The sequence below is a fragment of the Vibrio sp. A1-b2 genome (assembly GCF_021726015.1).
Taxonomy (GTDB): Bacteria; Pseudomonadota; Gammaproteobacteria; order Enterobacterales; family Vibrionaceae; genus Vibrio; species Vibrio diazotrophicus.
This window is the reverse complement of sequence record NZ_JAKKCI010000017.1, coordinates 12,581-29,087: the sequence shown is the minus strand read 5'-3', so window position 1 is coordinate 29,087 and position 16,507 is coordinate 12,581. Positions and strand designations below refer to the sequence as shown.

At 43.5% G+C, this 16,507-nt stretch carries 14 protein-coding genes and 3 tRNA genes; 9 read left to right on the top strand and 8 right to left on the bottom strand.

The genetic code is table 11. The features are described from left to right. Window positions 1-33: 33 nt before the first annotated feature. From L3V23_RS20710 to L3V23_RS20700, 3 genes are all read right to left on the bottom strand, one after another. A tRNA-Gly gene (locus tag L3V23_RS20710) sits at window positions 34-109 on the bottom strand. Window positions 110-142: 33 nt separating this feature from the next. After that, window positions 143-219, bottom strand: a tRNA-Met gene (locus L3V23_RS20705). A 53-nt stretch (window positions 220-272) separates the two neighbouring features. Further along, window positions 273-348 (bottom strand) — tRNA-Gly (locus L3V23_RS20700). Between the two features lie 384 nt (window positions 349-732). Here L3V23_RS20700 and L3V23_RS20695 point away from each other — a divergent pair. Beyond that, complete coding sequence (locus L3V23_RS20695) at window positions 733-1,425, top strand: hypothetical protein (RefSeq protein WP_102967325.1); 693 nt, start codon at window positions 733-735, stop codon at window positions 1,423-1,425. Between the two features lie 43 nt (window positions 1,426-1,468). Here L3V23_RS20695 and orn read toward each other — a convergent pair whose 3' ends face one another. Further along, entirely contained in the window at window positions 1,469-2,014 is a 546-nt protein-coding gene (gene orn / locus L3V23_RS20690; RefSeq protein ID WP_042490222.1) for an oligoribonuclease, read from the bottom strand. A 165-nt stretch (window positions 2,015-2,179) separates the two neighbouring features. Here orn and rsgA point away from each other — a divergent pair, with 165 nt between their 5' ends. The 7 genes from rsgA to L3V23_RS20655 all read left to right on the top strand — a co-directional run bounded on the left by rsgA (window position 2,180) and on the right by L3V23_RS20655 (window position 11,777). After that, a complete protein-coding gene (gene rsgA, locus L3V23_RS20685) occupies window positions 2,180-3,241 on the top strand; it encodes a small ribosomal subunit biogenesis GTPase RsgA (protein WP_042490219.1) in 1,062 nt (353 codons plus the stop codon). A 147-nt stretch (window positions 3,242-3,388) separates the two neighbouring features. Beyond that, window positions 3,389-4,249, top strand: coding sequence for an archaetidylserine decarboxylase (gene asd, locus L3V23_RS20680; protein WP_042490217.1), 861 nt, complete (start codon window positions 3,389-3,391; stop codon window positions 4,247-4,249). A gap of 172 nt (window positions 4,250-4,421) precedes the next feature. Further along, entirely contained in the window at window positions 4,422-5,837 is a 1,416-nt protein-coding gene (locus L3V23_RS20675) for an SLC13 family permease (protein WP_237292927.1), read from the top strand. Between the two features lie 204 nt (window positions 5,838-6,041). Next, window positions 6,042-6,929 carry a DMT family transporter gene (locus tag L3V23_RS20670; RefSeq protein ID WP_237292924.1) on the top strand — a complete coding sequence of 296 codons (888 nt, stop codon included), beginning with the start codon at window positions 6,042-6,044 and terminating at the stop codon, window positions 6,927-6,929. A gap of 191 nt (window positions 6,930-7,120) precedes the next feature. Further along, window positions 7,121-8,653, top strand: coding sequence for a 2,3-bisphosphoglycerate-independent phosphoglycerate mutase (gpmM, locus tag L3V23_RS20665; RefSeq protein WP_042490211.1), 1,533 nt, complete (start codon window positions 7,121-7,123; stop codon window positions 8,651-8,653). A 172-nt stretch (window positions 8,654-8,825) separates the two neighbouring features. Further along, the gene (locus tag L3V23_RS20660; protein ID WP_102967320.1) at window positions 8,826-9,968 is read left to right on the top strand and encodes a murein hydrolase activator EnvC; all 1,143 of its coding nucleotides are present in this window, start codon (window positions 8,826-8,828) and stop codon (window positions 9,966-9,968) included. 249 nt (window positions 9,969-10,217) lie between these two features. Then, entirely contained in the window at window positions 10,218-11,777 is a 1,560-nt protein-coding gene (locus L3V23_RS20655; protein ID WP_102967321.1) for an HD domain-containing phosphohydrolase, read from the top strand. A gap of 65 nt (window positions 11,778-11,842) precedes the next feature. Here L3V23_RS20655 and L3V23_RS20650 read toward each other — a convergent pair whose 3' ends face one another. The 4 genes from L3V23_RS20650 to nudC all read right to left on the bottom strand — a co-directional run bounded on the left by L3V23_RS20650 (window position 11,843) and on the right by nudC (window position 15,837). After that, window positions 11,843-12,802, bottom strand: coding sequence for an acetyltransferase (locus L3V23_RS20650; protein WP_102967322.1), 960 nt, complete (start codon window positions 12,800-12,802; stop codon window positions 11,843-11,845). A gap of 118 nt (window positions 12,803-12,920) precedes the next feature. Next, on the bottom strand, window positions 12,921-13,556 hold the full coding sequence (locus tag L3V23_RS20645) for a TetR/AcrR family transcriptional regulator (protein WP_042490205.1): 636 nt from the start codon (window positions 13,554-13,556) through the stop codon (window positions 12,921-12,923). 99 nt (window positions 13,557-13,655) lie between these two features. Further along, window positions 13,656-14,738 (bottom strand): uroporphyrinogen decarboxylase, encoded by a 1,083-nt coding sequence (gene hemE / locus L3V23_RS20640; RefSeq protein WP_102943107.1) that lies wholly within the window; start codon window positions 14,736-14,738, stop codon window positions 13,656-13,658. 310 nt (window positions 14,739-15,048) lie between these two features. Beyond that, on the bottom strand, window positions 15,049-15,837 hold the full coding sequence (nudC, locus tag L3V23_RS20635; protein WP_102955622.1) for an NAD(+) diphosphatase: 789 nt from the start codon (window positions 15,835-15,837) through the stop codon (window positions 15,049-15,051). Window positions 15,838-16,018: 181 nt separating this feature from the next. Here nudC and rsd point away from each other — a divergent pair, with 181 nt between their 5' ends. Further along, window positions 16,019-16,507 (top strand): sigma D regulator, encoded by a 489-nt coding sequence (gene rsd, locus L3V23_RS20630; protein ID WP_102955623.1) that lies wholly within the window; start codon window positions 16,019-16,021, stop codon window positions 16,505-16,507.

Sequence of the window (16,507 nt, the reverse complement as noted above, 5' to 3'; positions counted from 1 at the left end):
CAATAAGAGCTTTCGCTTTCTAACTAAAGAAAGTGGAGCGACACACGAGGTTCGAACTCGTGACCTCAACCTTGGCAAGGTTGCGCTCTACCAACTGAGCTAGTGTCGCATGATTAACCGCATTTTGCGTTTAATCTAAATTTGGTTGCGGGAGCTGGATTTGAACCAACGACCTTCGGGTTATGAGCCCGACGAGCTACCAAGCTGCTCCATCCCGCGTCCGTAATCATTGTTAAGCACAATGAGAGCTTTCGCTTTCTAACTAGAGAAAGTGGAGCGACACACGAGGTTCGAACTCGTGACCTCAACCTTGGCAAGGTTGCGCTCTACCAACTGAGCTAGTGTCGCATCAACAACGTTTCCGTTGTTCAGGGCTGCGAATTATAAGAGCATTTTTGTGTGATGCAAGCCCTTATCGAAAAAAAAATTCTTTTTTTTATCGCTTGACTAAAAAGCATCCGCAAACAGCGCATTTTGCTTAAAAGACCACCAGTCTCGGTTAGTCATTTAAGGTTTCACTTAAATTCGAGCCCACGCATTATGCGAGATAAACCGTTATTCTGACAGAATTATTTGCAACTTATTTTGCGACCGACGTATTTTTAACCGTACAGCACTAAAATCTGCGTAAACTGACATTCGTAAAAGCTTCCATCTTTGAAAGCTTCTGACAAGGAAAGTAAAAAGGAAAATGGATTGAGAAAACTAATCCCTCAGCCACTCAAGCGTGAAATTTCACTACTGCTGGTGCTGATCACCACTTTTTTCTTCCTATCTGGTTGTGGCTCAATGCCAAAACCCATGCGCAATTTAGGGAAAAGTGATGTTGATTTTGTTATGGATGTTCACGCCAAACAGCAAAAACAAATGCTGATGGAATTGACTCGAAAACTTTACGTTCGAAATCCTTGGCAACTCAGAAAAAGTTCCGGCATGAGTGTGGACGCTCGTATGGCACAGATATTCGGCACCTACAATACGATTGAAATTCCCTCTTTGATTTTTGATGAACTAAACGGTGTCACTGGTATTGATGCGATTCTTCTTAGTTTCGATGAAAGCTTTCAGGGAGATCGGGTTTTCGCCGCTATGGTTGGGTTAACGGAGATGCTCAGGCGATCTTACAACCACCAGCAGGAATTTTTCATTATCGATTCATTAAATGAGCAATCCCTTTATAACAGCGCTCGTAACATTGAAATTTTTGTCTGGCGCCTCTATCAACGCAGAGACAGTAAAGGTGAGTTATTTCTGTTATCAAACCGCATGGGTGAATCAGATTACGACATCAGCTTTGATCGGTTGTTTTCCAAAATGGTTATGGTTCAGGACATGATGGCCTTGATCGTGGCCGATAAAACTAATCGTGGTATTACCAAAGTGGTTCAAAGTGTTGCTCAACTTGCCTTTCTACCCGTTCCATAAAAAAACCGCAGCGATTGCCGCGGTTTGATTCATGTATATACGCTTAAATCGACATGATGGTTTGACGATAATACTTAAGCTCTGCGATTGATTCGCGAATATCATCCAACGCCAAGTGACTCCCCTTCTTAGAGAAACCGTCCAACACTTCAGGTTTCCAACGACGAGTCAGCTCTTTCAAAGTACTAACGTCGATATAGCGGTAATGGAAATACTCTTCTAATTCCGGCATATGTTTATAGAGAAAACGGCGATCTTGTCCAATACTGTTACCGCAAATCGGTGATTTTCCGCGAGGAACCCATTTTTCTAGAAACTCAATAGTTTGTGCAACGGCTTGTTCTTCTGTCACTGAACTTTGGCGAATACGCTCTACCAGACCGCTACCTGTGTGCGTGTTGGTACACCAATCATCCATTTTGTCTAACTCTGACTCTGGTTGGTGAATCGCCAACACAGGTCCTTCCGCTAGAATATTTAACTGACTATCGGTGACAATAGTGGCAATTTCGATGATTTTGTGAGCTTCAGGGTCTAAGCCAGTCATCTCTAAATCGATCCAAATAAGATTTTGATCGCTATAAGACATAAGTGAGTGCCTATATGGGTTTGTCGATAAAAGAGGTACTATACCCAAATTCAGATAGCCAAGAAACCTAGCTCACCGCATTTACTCAAATGTGTAGAGCTTCAAATTTGGCACCAAACTCAATCAAATTCATCAGTACCATCGAATTCATAAAAGTAGATCATAGTGGCAAAGAAAAAAAAGCTGACTAAAGGCCAAGTGAGGCGAGTAAGAAACAACCAACATCGCAAACTTAAGCAAGAAGACTCCGTGCAATGGGAAGAGTCGATGCTTGAAAGCGCAAAATTAGGCTTGGTTATTACTCGTTTTGGTCAACATGCTGACATTGAAGATCCGGAAACAGGAACGATTCATCGCTGCAACTTACGACGCGGCATTGAAAGTCTCGTCTCTGGTGACAAAGTGATTTGGCGACCGGGCAATGAAATTCTGGCGGGAATATCCGGCGTAGTTGAGGCTGTAGAACCTCGAACCTCAGTATTAACTCGCCCTGATTATTATGACGGTTTAAAACCAGTTGCTGCCAACGTTAATCAGATGATCATCGTCTCTTCTGTATTGCCTGAATTATCGCTCAACATCATTGACCGATACCTAATCGCTTCAGAAACACTGGAAATTGCGCCACTGATTGTCCTCAATAAGATTGATTTATTAACTGACGCTCAGCGCTTGCAGTATCAAGAGTCTCTGGCTGAGTATGAGCGCATCGGTTACGAGGTGCTTTACGTCAGTAAGCAAACTGGCGAAGGCATTAAGGCTTTGGAAGAGAAACTGCGCGATAAGATCAATATCTTCGTGGGTCAGTCAGGCGTGGGCAAATCCAGCTTAGTCAATGCACTAATGCCAGAATTAGCCGAGTCGGTAGAAGAAGGGGCTATCTCTGAAGCTTCAGGTTTAGGTCAACACACAACTACTGCGGCTCGTCTCTACCACATTCCATCTGGCGGTGACTTGATAGACTCTCCGGGAGTTCGTGAGTTTGGTTTATGGCATTTAGAAGCAGATGACATCACAAAAGCTTATGTGGAATTTCGTTCTTATTTAGGCGGTTGTAAATTCAGAGACTGTAAACACGGTGATGATCCTGGATGCATATTACGAGAAGCCGTTGAGAAAGGTGAAGTGAGCCGAACTCGATACGAGAACTATCACAGAATCATCGAAAGTATGGATGAAAACAAAGCCAATCGTCAGTACTCGCGTAATAAGAAAGCGGATCTGTAGCGATATTTTGTTGCCATTTATAACCAAGTTGCTGACACCTGTGGTGAATTTCAGTAACATCTCGCGCCCAAAGCATAAGGTTTGCTGACCTTTTGAACAGAACAAACAATTTGGTTTATTGACCTAAACACATTGGAATGACAGACAATGGATAAAATTAAAGTTGGACTGCAGTATTGGATTCCACAACACGGTTTAACTCGCTTAGTCGGTAAGTTAGCCTCAGCTAAGGCGGGTGGTCTAACTACAGCCGTTATCCGCTGGTTCATCAAACAATATAACGTGAACATGGATGAAGCTCTGCATTCAGATCCAAAGCATTTTAAATCATTTAACGAATTCTTTGTGCGTGAACTAAAGCCTGGCGCTCGCACTATTGTTGAAGATGAATTAGTGATTACTCACCCAGCGGATGCTTGCGTGAGTCAATTTGGCTCTATCAACAATGGGCAGTTAATTCAGGCAAAAGGCCATGACTTCTCAGCACAAGAGCTGTTAGGTGGCGATGCTAAATTGGCTGAAGAGTTCCGTGATGGCGAATTCGCAACACTGTACTTATCTCCTCGCGACTACCACCGAGTGCACATGCCATGTGATGGCACTTTACGCCAGATGATTTACGTACCGGGTGATTTGTTTTCAGTTAACCCACTAACGGCTGAAAACGTACCAAACCTTTTTGCACGCAATGAACGCGTAGTTTGTATCTTTGATACCGAGTTCGGTCCAATGGCTCAGGTATTAGTAGGTGCAACCATCGTTGGTAGTATTGAACTAACTTGGGCAGGAACGGTAACGCCTCCTCGTGGTAACACGGTTTATCGTTGGGATTATCCGGCAACAGGTAACAAAGCAGTTTCATTCAAGAAAGGCGAAGAAATGGGTCGCTTTAAACTTGGTTCAACGGTCATCAACCTGTTTGCTAAAGACGCAATCCGCTTTGATGAGAGCATGAAAAATAATGTACCGACTCAACTAGGTACACCATACGCTCACATCAACAAATAAGCGTGTCTTCATCTTTTAAAATGCCCAGCTAAGTCTGGGCATTTTGTTTTTGACCTAACCCACACATCCGCCTTTTATCTCAGCAAAAAAACAAAACTTTAACCCCGCTCTAAGACCCTATTATTTCAATGGGTTAAGATTTAGCCATTCTTCTTGGAGTGAGGATATACCCATGCCGACTTTGCAACCCATGTTGCTCATAAAACTGTTAGTGTGTCTTTTGATTCCTCTTGGTGTCCTGATGATGCCAATAGATGCAATTCCCATTGATAACCTCACTCTGATACAGCATCGATTGCTGGCGATCTTCTTACTTGCAGCGCTCTTATGGGTATTGGAGCCTGTACCTGTGTTTGCAACTTCGATATTCATCATCACTCTTGAGCTCATTATGATCTCAAATAAAGGATTGCATTGGTTTCGTGCACCTTCCGAAGGTCATGAGTTAGGTGTACTCATTCCTTACACTGAAATATTTAGTGCATTCTCCTCTCCCATCATCATTTTATTTATGGGTGGCTTTGCACTGGCAATCGCGGCATCAAAATATGAGTTGGACAACAACTTAGCCCGAGTACTGCTCAAACCTTTTGGTACTCAACCGAGATTTATCATGCTTGGTCTGATGCTGATTACCTCTGTGTTTTCAATGTTTATGTCCAATACCGCAACCACGGTAATGATGCTGGCATTATTGGGGCCTATTGTGGCATCGGCACCCAAGGGCGATTTAGGTATTAAAGCTTTAGTGTTGTGTATACCTATTGCAGCAAACACCGGTGGTATTGCCACCCCAATAGGTACACCGCCCAATGCTATTGCTTTACAGTACCTAACGGGTGAACACAGTATTAGTTTCTTATCTTGGATGAAGATGGGTCTGCCCTTTGTCTTTATCCAGCTCACCTTCGCATGGTTCTTATTACAAAAGTTATTTCCCTCTTCTCAACCATCTATGACGCTTAAACTTGAAGGAACGTTTATGCGCAGTTGGCGAGCTATCGTGGTGTACATCACTTTTGCTGCAACCATACTTCTATGGATGACAACCTCGCTACACGGTATGAACACCTATGTTGTAGCAGTAATCCCGCTAGCGATATTTACCTTAACTGGCATTATGGGCAAAGAAGAGCTCAAACAAATCAACTGGGACGTACTCTGGCTGGTTGCCGGTGGTATCGCCATTGGCATTGGCTTAGAACAAACCGGTTTAGCAAAAGCTCTCGCGCACGCGATTGATTATGAGTCTCTGTCACCAATGTCCGTTGTTATTACGCTCTCAATCATCTGCTGGTTAATGGCGAACTTTATGTCAAATACCGCAACCGCGAACTTGTTGATGCCAATAGCAGCCGCAATTGGCACATCAATGCAAAGCTTATCCGAAGTTGGCGGTATTCAAGGGCTGCTGGTTGTTGTCGCGTTTTCAGCTTCTTTAGGGATGATTTTGCCCGTCTCTACACCGCCAAATTCACTGGCGTATTCAACAGGATTAATCGAAAGCAGAGACATGGCAAAAGCAGGTGTCATCATTGGTGTGGTGGGCTTGTTGATTGTGTATATCGCTACCTGGATACTCACCTAGCCGACTTTCCCTCTCTCAAAATCTCCCTTGTACAAGGGAGATTTTTGTTTTCAGCTATAAAAAGTTTTCCTGTCGCTGCACTACCCATAAAAAGCACCAATAACGCTGCTGTTGCTTCCATCGTAAATGATATGAATTTACTTTGTTTTCCCAAATCTTGATGGCATATTGAGTACCCTTTTCTCTCCCTCTCAAGGATCAATCATGGGCTATGAATGGCTGGCGCTTGCTGCGGCGTTTCTGTGGGCTATTGCCAGTTTACTTTCTGTTACTCCCGCCAGACATCTTGGAACCTTTGCCTATAGCCGATGGAGAATGGGATCAACGTTTACCATTTTAGCCACAATGGCACTGATTACTGGTGGATGGTCAACGGTAGAAGCATCAGCCGTTCCACCAATGATGCTGTCGGGACTTATCGGCATATTCATCGGTGATACCGCACTCTTTGCCTGCTTGAACCGTATGGGGCCTCGCCAGTCTGGACTACTTTTCTCTTGTCATGCCGTTTTTTCAACGGTGCTGGGATACTTTCTCTTTAGCGAAAGCATGACGCCTCTTGAACTCTTAGGTTCAACGCTGGTTTTCTCTGGTGTATTGACTGCCATCTTTTTCGGCAGAAGAGGACAAGCCAGCAACCATTTAGAAATGGTGCATGGCAACGTTTGGATAGGGCTAGGCTTAGGATTAACCGCAGCGCTATGCCAAGCTTTGGGTGGTGTGATTGCAAAACCAATTATGCAGACAGATATTGATCCTGTAGCTGCATCCTCAATCCGAATGCTGACGGCGTTTGTCGCCCACTGCATGCTACGAGCGACAGGAACTCGCGTTGCACGCCCGACTCAGAAAATGAATTGGAAAATTTTTGGTATTACTACCATCAACGGTTTTATCGGTATGGCGCTGGGCATGACGCTGATCTTGTATGCCCTGCGGGAGGGTAATGTAGGTATGGTTGCTCTGCTTTCTTCCACTACACCTATCATGCTATTGCCTATACTTTGGATCTATACCAAGCAAAGGCCGAACCGTTTTGCTTGGCTAGGCGCCATTGTCGCCGTCGCTGGAACAAGTATTTTGGTCTACTAACGAACTATTTTTAGTTTACTAACTATAAGAATAAACTAGCAATTTGAGACAATTTTTTTGATCAATTGGCTACATTTTATTGCAACGATAGGGAGAATCATTGATCTTGCCCTACAGTAACGGCTATAAAGTGTAGTAAAATTACGCTAATTTCAGTTTTTAGTTACTTTGAATTTGACGAGGTTATAAGTATGTCAGCTAAGAAGCCAATGGCTCTAGTGATTCTTGACGGTTGGGGTTACCGTGAAGACAGCAGCAACAATGCTATCAACAATGCGAACACTCCTGTGATGGATGCATTGATGGCAAACAACCCAAATACTCTGATTTCGGCTTCTGGTATGGATGTAGGTCTGCCTGACGGTCAAATGGGTAACTCTGAAGTAGGCCACACTAACATCGGCGCAGGTCGTATTGTTTATCAAGACCTAACTCGCATCACTAAATCTATCGCTGACGGTGATTTCCAAACAAACGAAGCACTAGTAACAGCAATTGATAACGCCGTTACTGCTGGTAAAGCGGTTCACCTAATGGGTCTTATGTCTCCAGGTGGTGTTCACTCTCACGAAGATCACATCTACGCAGCTATCGAATTAGCAGCAGCTCGTGGCGCAGAGAAGATTTACCTACACTGCTTCCTAGATGGTCGTGATACACCGCCACGTAGCGCTGAAGGTTCTCTACAACGTTTTGATGAACTGTTCGCAAAACTAGGTAAAGGCCGTATCGCATCTTTAGTTGGTCGTTACTACGCTATGGACCGCGACAACAACTGGGAACGTGTAGAAAAAGCTTACGACCTATTAACTGCAGCTAAAGGTGATTTCACTTTCGACTCTGCTCTAGCAGCTCTAGAAGCGGCATACGCTCGTGATGAAAACGATGAGTTCGTTAAAGCTACAGAACTCCGCGCAGAAGGCCAAGAGTCTGCTGCAATGCAAGACGGTGACGCGGTTCTATTCATGAACTACCGTGCTGACCGTGCGCGTCAAATCACTCGCACTTTCGTTACTGATTTTGCTGGTTTCGAGCGTAAAGTATTCCCTGCTCTTAACTTTGTGATGCTGACTCAATACGCTGCAGACATTCCACTACCAGCCGCTTTCCCACCAGCATCACTAGAAAACACTTACGGTGAATGGTTATCGAAAGCAGGTAAAACTCAGCTACGTATCTCTGAAACTGAGAAATACGCACACGTAACTTTCTTCTTCAACGGTGGCGTTGAGAATGAATTTGCTGGTGAAGAGCGTCAACTTGTTGCTTCACCAAAAGTGGCAACTTACGACCTTCAACCAGAAATGAGCTCTGCTGAGCTAACGGATAAACTTGTAGCGGCTATCAAATCTGGCAAATACGACGCTATCATCTGTAACTACCCGAACGGCGACATGGTTGGTCACACAGGTGTGTACGAAGCGGCAGTTAAAGCTTGTGAAGCGGTTGACGAATGTATCGGTCGTGTTGTTGAAGCAATCAAAGAAGTGGATGGTCAACTACTTATCACGGCTGACCACGGTAACGCAGAAATGATGATCAACCCAGAAACGGGTGGCGTACATACTGCACACACTAGCCTTCCAGTACCTCTAGTGTATGTTGGTAGCAAAGACATCGAGTTTATCGAAGGCGGTAAACTGTCAGACCTAGCACCAACGATGCTTGCTTTGACTGATACTGAAATTCCAGCAGAAATGTCTGGTCAAGTTATTTACAAATAAGTAGAACTTGCGAAGTGATTGTGGAAGCCCTAACTCAGTTAGGGCTTTTTTATCGCCAAATTTCGCTATAAGGCAAATACTATGACAAAGTTTTTGCATCCGGCACTCGCCTCATTCCACTCTTTGAGTATACTGGTTACTCATTGAATCTATTGGCGAACATACTCCCTACATGACAATCACGTTACGACACTACCTAAAGCACAACCTCGTCCACATAACAGTGACGTTGTTTTTCTGTTTTTCTGTTTTGTCTGTGTCCAATGTTTTTGCAGCTTCGCAGCAAGAACTGAAAGGCGTGACTGGAGAAATATCTCGCCAGAAACAAGAGTTGACCAAACAACAGAGCCAGCTTGATCAATTACAACAATCTCTGAAACAACAAGAGATTAATATTTCGAATCTTGAAAAGCAGATCAAAGACAGCAAAAGAGAGCTCACATCTGCAAATAAAAACATCAGTAAACTTCAAGCGAAAATAAAAGAACTCGAAGCAAAGCGCACACAGCAAGCTGATAAGTTAGAACAACTGCTTCAGACTTATTACATCACTAAAAACTCAACCGCAAACGGCAACTTACTCAACAACAACGTGGAAGAAGACCGCATCAGTCAATACTTCCAACATTTAGCCAAAGCACGTAGTGAGACCATTCAAGCGCTGAAACAGACTAGAGAACAGCTCGAAGAAAGCCAGAAACAGATACAGCTAGAACGAGACCAAATTGCCTCGTTGTTAGAAGAACAAACCCAAAAACGTGATCAGCTAGCAAAGACCCAGTCTCAGCGTAAAGGCACGGTAAACAAGATTCAGAAGAGCATCTCAGGCGACAAAGTGTATCTTGCAGAACTGCAACGTAATGAAACACGTCTGAAAGCTGAAATAGCCAAAGCAGCGAAACGTAATGCCATCCCTATGGATGGTATAAGCCAGCAACGCGGCAAACTCGCTTGGCCAATTAAGGGCTCCGTTTTGCATAATTTTGGCGAGCGTCAAACCGGTCAGGTGGATTGGAAAGGCATCGTGATATCTGCCAATTATGGCCAAGCCGTCACTGCGGTCTATCCGGGCACGGTTGTATTTGCGGAATATCTTCGAGGTTATGGTTTAGTCGTCCTGTTAGATCATGGTAAAGGTGACATGACCTTATATGGTTTCAATCAGTCTTTGATGAAAAAAGAGGGCGATAAGGTTACCGCTGGTGAAACCATTGCGTTGGCTGGCGATACCGGCGGTCAATCCCGACCTAGCCTATACTTCGAGGTGCGACGTAATAGCCGTGCTGAAAATCCTCGCACTTGGCTGACTCGATAACCTATTACTGAAACCGACCACTCTGTAACGTCAGTATCCATTGATATCTCGACATTGATTTAGCCTCGATTTATAAGCCAAATCTATTGGTAATCTATATTAATTAACCCCATCTTTACTTGTGCCATTTTTCGAATAGGTACAAAGCCAAAGCGTTGTCAGATAACCCTTATCTCTCACTCCACGCCGTAATTCCCTCAGCAAAACAGGTTAAAATTAAACCGTCTATTCACCAAACCCATAATCATTATGTCTATTACTGAAAAAGCGAAAAAGCTCATCACAGATAGCACTGACATTCTAACGGACAATGTCATTACATTAGGGAACCAGTACGGCTATATTGCCTATACATCAAACACCAGTGCGGCTTGGAGAGAGTCCATTGTTGGCGTTTCCAAAGGTTTAAATACTTTGCTATCTAACGACAAAGTACACACCCTTGATCCGAATATCCGTATAGAACTTAATGATTGGGATGAAGAAATCACAGCTTATTTCAGTGATCGTGCCATCGTGCATCAAAAAAGAGCCATAGAGCTCTATATGTACACGGGGTTACTAAAACATTATCGTCAGGCTTACATCACTTTAATTCAATCGCTGGATGCCAGCCATGATGATATTAACTGGGTGATTTCATTAATTCACGGTTACTTTGACCGTGGAGAGGCTATCACCTGTTACGAGTACCAAAAATTATCGTCTAACTCAAACCAAGAACTGGAAGAGATCAAACGGAGCCACAGAGAAGTGCTCAACAACAAGAACCAGTTGCTGTCGATTATCGAAAGTATTGACCAGCCTCTGTTTGGTGTTGATAACCAAGGCTATATCCGCCACGCCAATGGTTTAGGTCACAAGATACTCTCACTACAATCCCTCGAAGGTGATAATCAAAATTATTGGGATGTGAACCTAGACGATAAAGAATTTAACGTTAACAAACTCATCCCTGATTTCAATACCATCAGTGATTCGGATAAAACCAACAAGCACCTGTACAACATCGTCAATATCCACGGTACTCCTTATGAGTTGTATTTCTACAAATACAAAGGCATGGTACGTTATCGCGATGAACATGATTCCATCATAGTGATGCTGCGTGAGATCTCCAGTTTAGTGGCCTATGAAAATCAACTGGAATCAGAACGTCAAAAACGATTTGCAGAAAAACAAGAAATCATCCAAGTTTTGGGCGACATACTTGAAAACCGTTCAGATGAAACGGGGTTGCACGTTCGACGTGTTGCCTGCGTTGCAAGCAAATTAGGTATGCTTTATGGTCTCAGCCATGAAGAGGTGACCACTATTTATACCGCAAGTCCGCTTCACGATGTGGGCAAAATCGCAGTTCCTGATGCGATACTAAACAAAGCGGGCAGACTCACCAAAGAAGAGTTTGAGGTGGTTAAAAAACATTCCGAAGTTGGCCGAAACTTGCTACAAGGGAGCGATTCTCACCTAATGCAAATGGCTTGTATCATCGCGCATGAACATCATGAGAAGTGGGATGGTAACGGCTACCCATGCGGAAAAGCAGGAGAAGAGATCCATATTTTTGCCCGCATTGTGGCGATTGCAGATGTATTTGACGCCCTACTGAGCAAGCGTCCATACAAGAATGCTTGGGCGAAAGAAGAAGTTCTACAAGAATTTATTGACCAAAAAGGTAAGCACTTTGACCCAGAGTTAACTCAGTTACTTATCGATAACTTTGAAGAACTTGCACATTTACATAAAGAGGCTAACGAGTTTAATTTGCCGCAAATTCACCAGTTGCATGCCATTAACTACGCCGCTTAAGCGTTTGCTCAATAGATTCTTGAACAAGTAACTCTCAAACAGGAAAGCGATATCGCTTTCCTGTTTTAATTTCCGTAATAGCTTTCTAGCGTGTTAATTAGCCTAAATAGCTCTTGCTTGAGTAAACGGTTTATACCACCAGCCGCTTCCCGTCCTCCACCAGTCACAAACTGCGAGCACAACTGCCCTGCACCTTGCTTATTGTTTAATGGCGCGCGAAGAGAAACAGCGAAGCTGTTATCGTCAATTTTGGTCAATACAAGGTGAGCTTGAGAAGGCGATTGATTGGCAATTAAGTTGCCATATACACCACTGACACGATGAGAGAAATCCTCATCTGGCAGTTCAAATGCTCTTAAAGTTTCACTCTCATAGAAACTAGGGACAGAGATAGCTTGTGCAACATCCGCTTCATAAGCCGCTTTTAGCTGATAAAAAGGCGATGATTTATCTTTTATCACCTCGAATGGCGAAGGATAAGCCAACAGTATTTGATAGAGCTTTTCAGGGTGAAAATGCAGCTGATCAGTACTTTTTCCATAACCGTTGTAATTGATAAGGGTGCCGAGCTCTTTAAGCTGCTCTGACTCTTGCTGTGTTAGCCCCAACTCTTTACATAATTCATCAGCAACTCTATTCAAGTTATCGCCGTAAGCGGCAGTAATCGCCCATTCACGGAATCGCCCTTCTAACAATCTGTCGACAATCACAGCAGTGCACATATCGGGTTCTAAATGAATATGAGCAGATAACTGACTATGAGAAGGAATATCACCGGCTTGATGATGATCCGCATAAAACACATCGGCACCGACTTCAAGAGCCGCAAGTAACCCTGCATGGTTTTTCTGCATAGAGATATCAAGCACAGTGAGAGAATCGCCCGCTTTGACGTTCAGTTTATCAAGCAACTGAATATCCCTTTTAACACCCGTAACAAGCTGAGCTTCTTTAGGCTGAGCAAGCCTGAGCTGAAGAAGAGAGATGATACCATCGGCATCACCATTAAAAACATCGTAGTGCATGGCTGATAATTCGTTAAAAGTGGGGTTAATCAATAAACTATCAGCGTTTGTTGTTCAGAGACAAGATTGAAAGGTTATAACTCATCACCTTTCAACCCTATGCTTAGTGGTCACTCTTCTAAACATGAAGTGCCAGAATACCATCTTCCAAAAGTTGCAACTGTTCATAACCTTGCGGAGTGGTACAAGGTTTAACGAGTGAGATCATTTGCAACATGCCTTTATAAATCACTTGCTCGGTAATTTCGGTTTTCAATGACATTGCGGATTGATACGCCAGCCAACCTGAATAGACCATATGCAATGAGGTTACCAAGGTTTCCAAATCTTCTTTTTCAACATCAAGAAGCTCCATATCGACGAAGTTTTGCATGATATTGATTAAGTTTACATGCAACTTCTCTTGAGAAGCGATGTATTCAACGTGCAGTTCCTCATCACGCTGTAAGATTTCAGGCAAGTTTGAATAGAAGAAACGATATTTCCACATCAAGTTGAACATTGAATCGAGATAGTGCTTTAACAGAGTTAAGCTTTCATATTGCCCTTGAAGCGGTGTAAATCTTTCAATCAGCTCTTTCGAATAAAGTGCAAAGATCTCTCGTACAATCTCTTGTTTATTGCGGAAGTGGTAATAGAGATTACCCGGGCTAATCTCCAGATGGGCAGCAATATGGTTGGTGGTCATAGCGCGCTCACCGTTTTCATTAAACAGCTCCAAAGCTGCGTGAACGATTCTGTCTCTTGTCTTCATTGGCTCGCCAGATTGTAATTGACTCTATCGCAGTATAAATCAGTGATAGCTAAATTAAAAAAAAAGCGCTCGATTATGAGCGCTTCGTATGTCATTCATTTATTTGTTATAAGACTGATTGTGGTAAGGCTTGGATAGTTCATGTACCGCTTCAACAAACACTCCGGCGTTCTCAGGCGGAACGTCCAAGTGAATGCCATGACCAAGATTAAAGACATGACCTGTGCCTTCATGACCAAAGCCTTCTAGAATAGAGGCAACTTCTTGGCGAATGCGTTCTGGCTGAGCGTATAAAATCGATGGGTCCATGTTGCCTTGCAGCGCAACTTTATCCCCAATACGAGCTTTGGCATCAGCAATGTTGATTGTCCAGTCAAGACCAACGGCATCACAACCAGTTGCCGCAATGCTTTCCAACCACATACCACCGTTCTTAGTGAACAGAGTAACAGGAACTCGGCGACCTTCATTTTCACGAATCAAACCATCAACAATCTTATGCATGTATTGCAGTGAGAACAGGTTGTAATCACGAGGAGTCAATACGCCACCCCAAGTGTCAAATACCATTACAGATTGCGCACCCGCTTTAATCTGAGCATTTAGGTACTCAATAACACTGTCTGCAAGCTTGTCCAACAAGGCATGTAGCGTCGCTGGTTCTGCATACATCATCTGCTTAATCTTAGTGAAAGCTTTTGAGCTGCCGCCTTCTACCATGTAAGTCGCTAATGTCCATGGGCTACCAGAGAAACCAATCAAAGGTACTTCACCTTTGAGGTCTTTGCGGATTTGGCGCACAGCATTCATCACATACTGAAGCTCACCTTCTGGATCGGGTAAACCGATTTTATCCACGTCAGCTTTACAAGTAATAGGACGGTCGAATACCGGGCCTTCACCAGCTGCAAAACGTAGCCCTAGACCCATAGCATCTGGAATAGTCAGAATATCTGAAAACAGAATCGCAGCATCTAGAGGAAAACGACGTAGTGGCTGTAATGTCACTTCAGAAGCAAGCTCTGCGTTTTTGCACAGGGACATAAAGTCTCCCGCTTGCGCGCGTGTCGCACGATACTCTGGCAAATAACGCCCTGCTTGGCGCATCATCCACACAGGAGTGCAGTCAACGGGCTGCTTCAACAAAGCACGAAGATAACGGTCGTTCTTTAATTCTGTCATTCTGGCTTCCAACTTCTAGGCTTATTTCTTTAGTTTCTTTGTTAATTAGGCGCGTATTCTATCACTTATTTCCCTGCAACTAACCATAGATTTACGGTTTGTAGAACAGAGCTTTGCAACCTAGATCATGTTATTAACTTTTAAATCAATGGTTAATTTGCGTGCAAACTGAAACAGTGTTTAAAATCTCGGTGCTAGCGAAAACTACAATAATATACGGGTACTCAGTACTCGACATCTCATAACGACATCTTACTTACCCCCTCCCTCACCGGAGGGTTTTTTTTGCCTGTTTTCTCTCGCTTTTTAATTATATCGACGTCGAATATTCATCTTTGATAGCGTTAACTGTGTGTTCTATCAGCGCTCTGGCAATCGTACCTTTTGGTGCGACCGGCGGCATTTCACTTGGGGTAAACCACTGGGCATCACTCAACTCTGAATAATCAGGGCGAATATCACCACCAGCGAAATCAGCCAAAAATGCCATCATCATACTGGAAGGAAAAGCCCAAGGCTGACTACCAAAGTATCGGATGTTCTTAACGCTAATACCTGTTTCTTCCAACACTTCGCGAGCCACACACTGTTCTAGGGTTTCCCCAACTTCCAAGAACCCAGCAATCACCGTATACATACCTGTTTGATGACGAGGATGCTGTGCCAGAAGAATCTGATTCTCTTTTCTCACCGCAACGATGATGCATGGGAAAATCCGTGGATAATGAAGAGTTCGGCAGTCCTGACATTGCATCGCCAGATCACGATGGTTGAGATGGTTACGTCCACCACACTGTGGGCAAAAACGTAACGTTTGGCTCATGTGTCCATACTGAACTGCTCGGCTGGCGGCGAGAAATAATGCTTCATCAACAACCAATAATTCACGCAATGAGGTCATCTCAAAGTCTTTATCGAGATCGGCGTGATTCAGCCAGTAAACCGGATGTCCTTTGTATTGTTCAACTTCGATTGCAGTTTCGATCGGCAGTTCAAGATCCTTTGCCGTTCCGAATGGTACTGTTCCGTCAATGGTCCAAAGTTCACTTCCTGAAACAACACACCAATAAGCTGATTTGAGGTCACTATTTTTTAACATACAAACTCCTGTTGCTTGCAGTTCGTTCATTTTACTGGCAATCTAATTTCATACCAGAGTTTGTCTCTATTTGTTTACCACACATAAACTCTCGTGAAAACAACAGGCTGTATCCTACTCATACAGCGAAATGTGCAAAGGACAGTCTATCCTACGATAGCTCTATCTTGAGGGCGTGGCCATGCTAAAAAAATTCAAACAAACACAAGAGCAATGGGGCGGAGCCAGTGACGTTATCGATCATTGGTTAGAGAAGAGACAGCATGTAGTTGTTGAATATTGCAAAATTGCTGCACTTCAACCTTGTGCTTCTAAAGCCTCGGTTTCAGAACTCCCTTCACCTCAAGAACTTCAGTATTTCTGTCAGGAAATCGTCGACTATATTTCTGAAGGCCATTTTAAGGTCTACGATATGGTGATGAATAAATGGCAATCGACTGGTTTTAAAGCCACTGACGAGATTAATCGAGCTTATTCAGAGATCATCTTAACCACCGATCCTCTACTGAACTTTACCGATAAGTATGCTGCTGTAAGTGAAGAAGATGAGTTGGAAACTTTCGATGAAGATCTATCTAAAGTTGGGCAAATTTTAGAATCCCGATTTGAGTTGGAAGATCATCTGATCCAATTAATCATTGATAGCCTTTCGATTCCACCAGGCGCATAA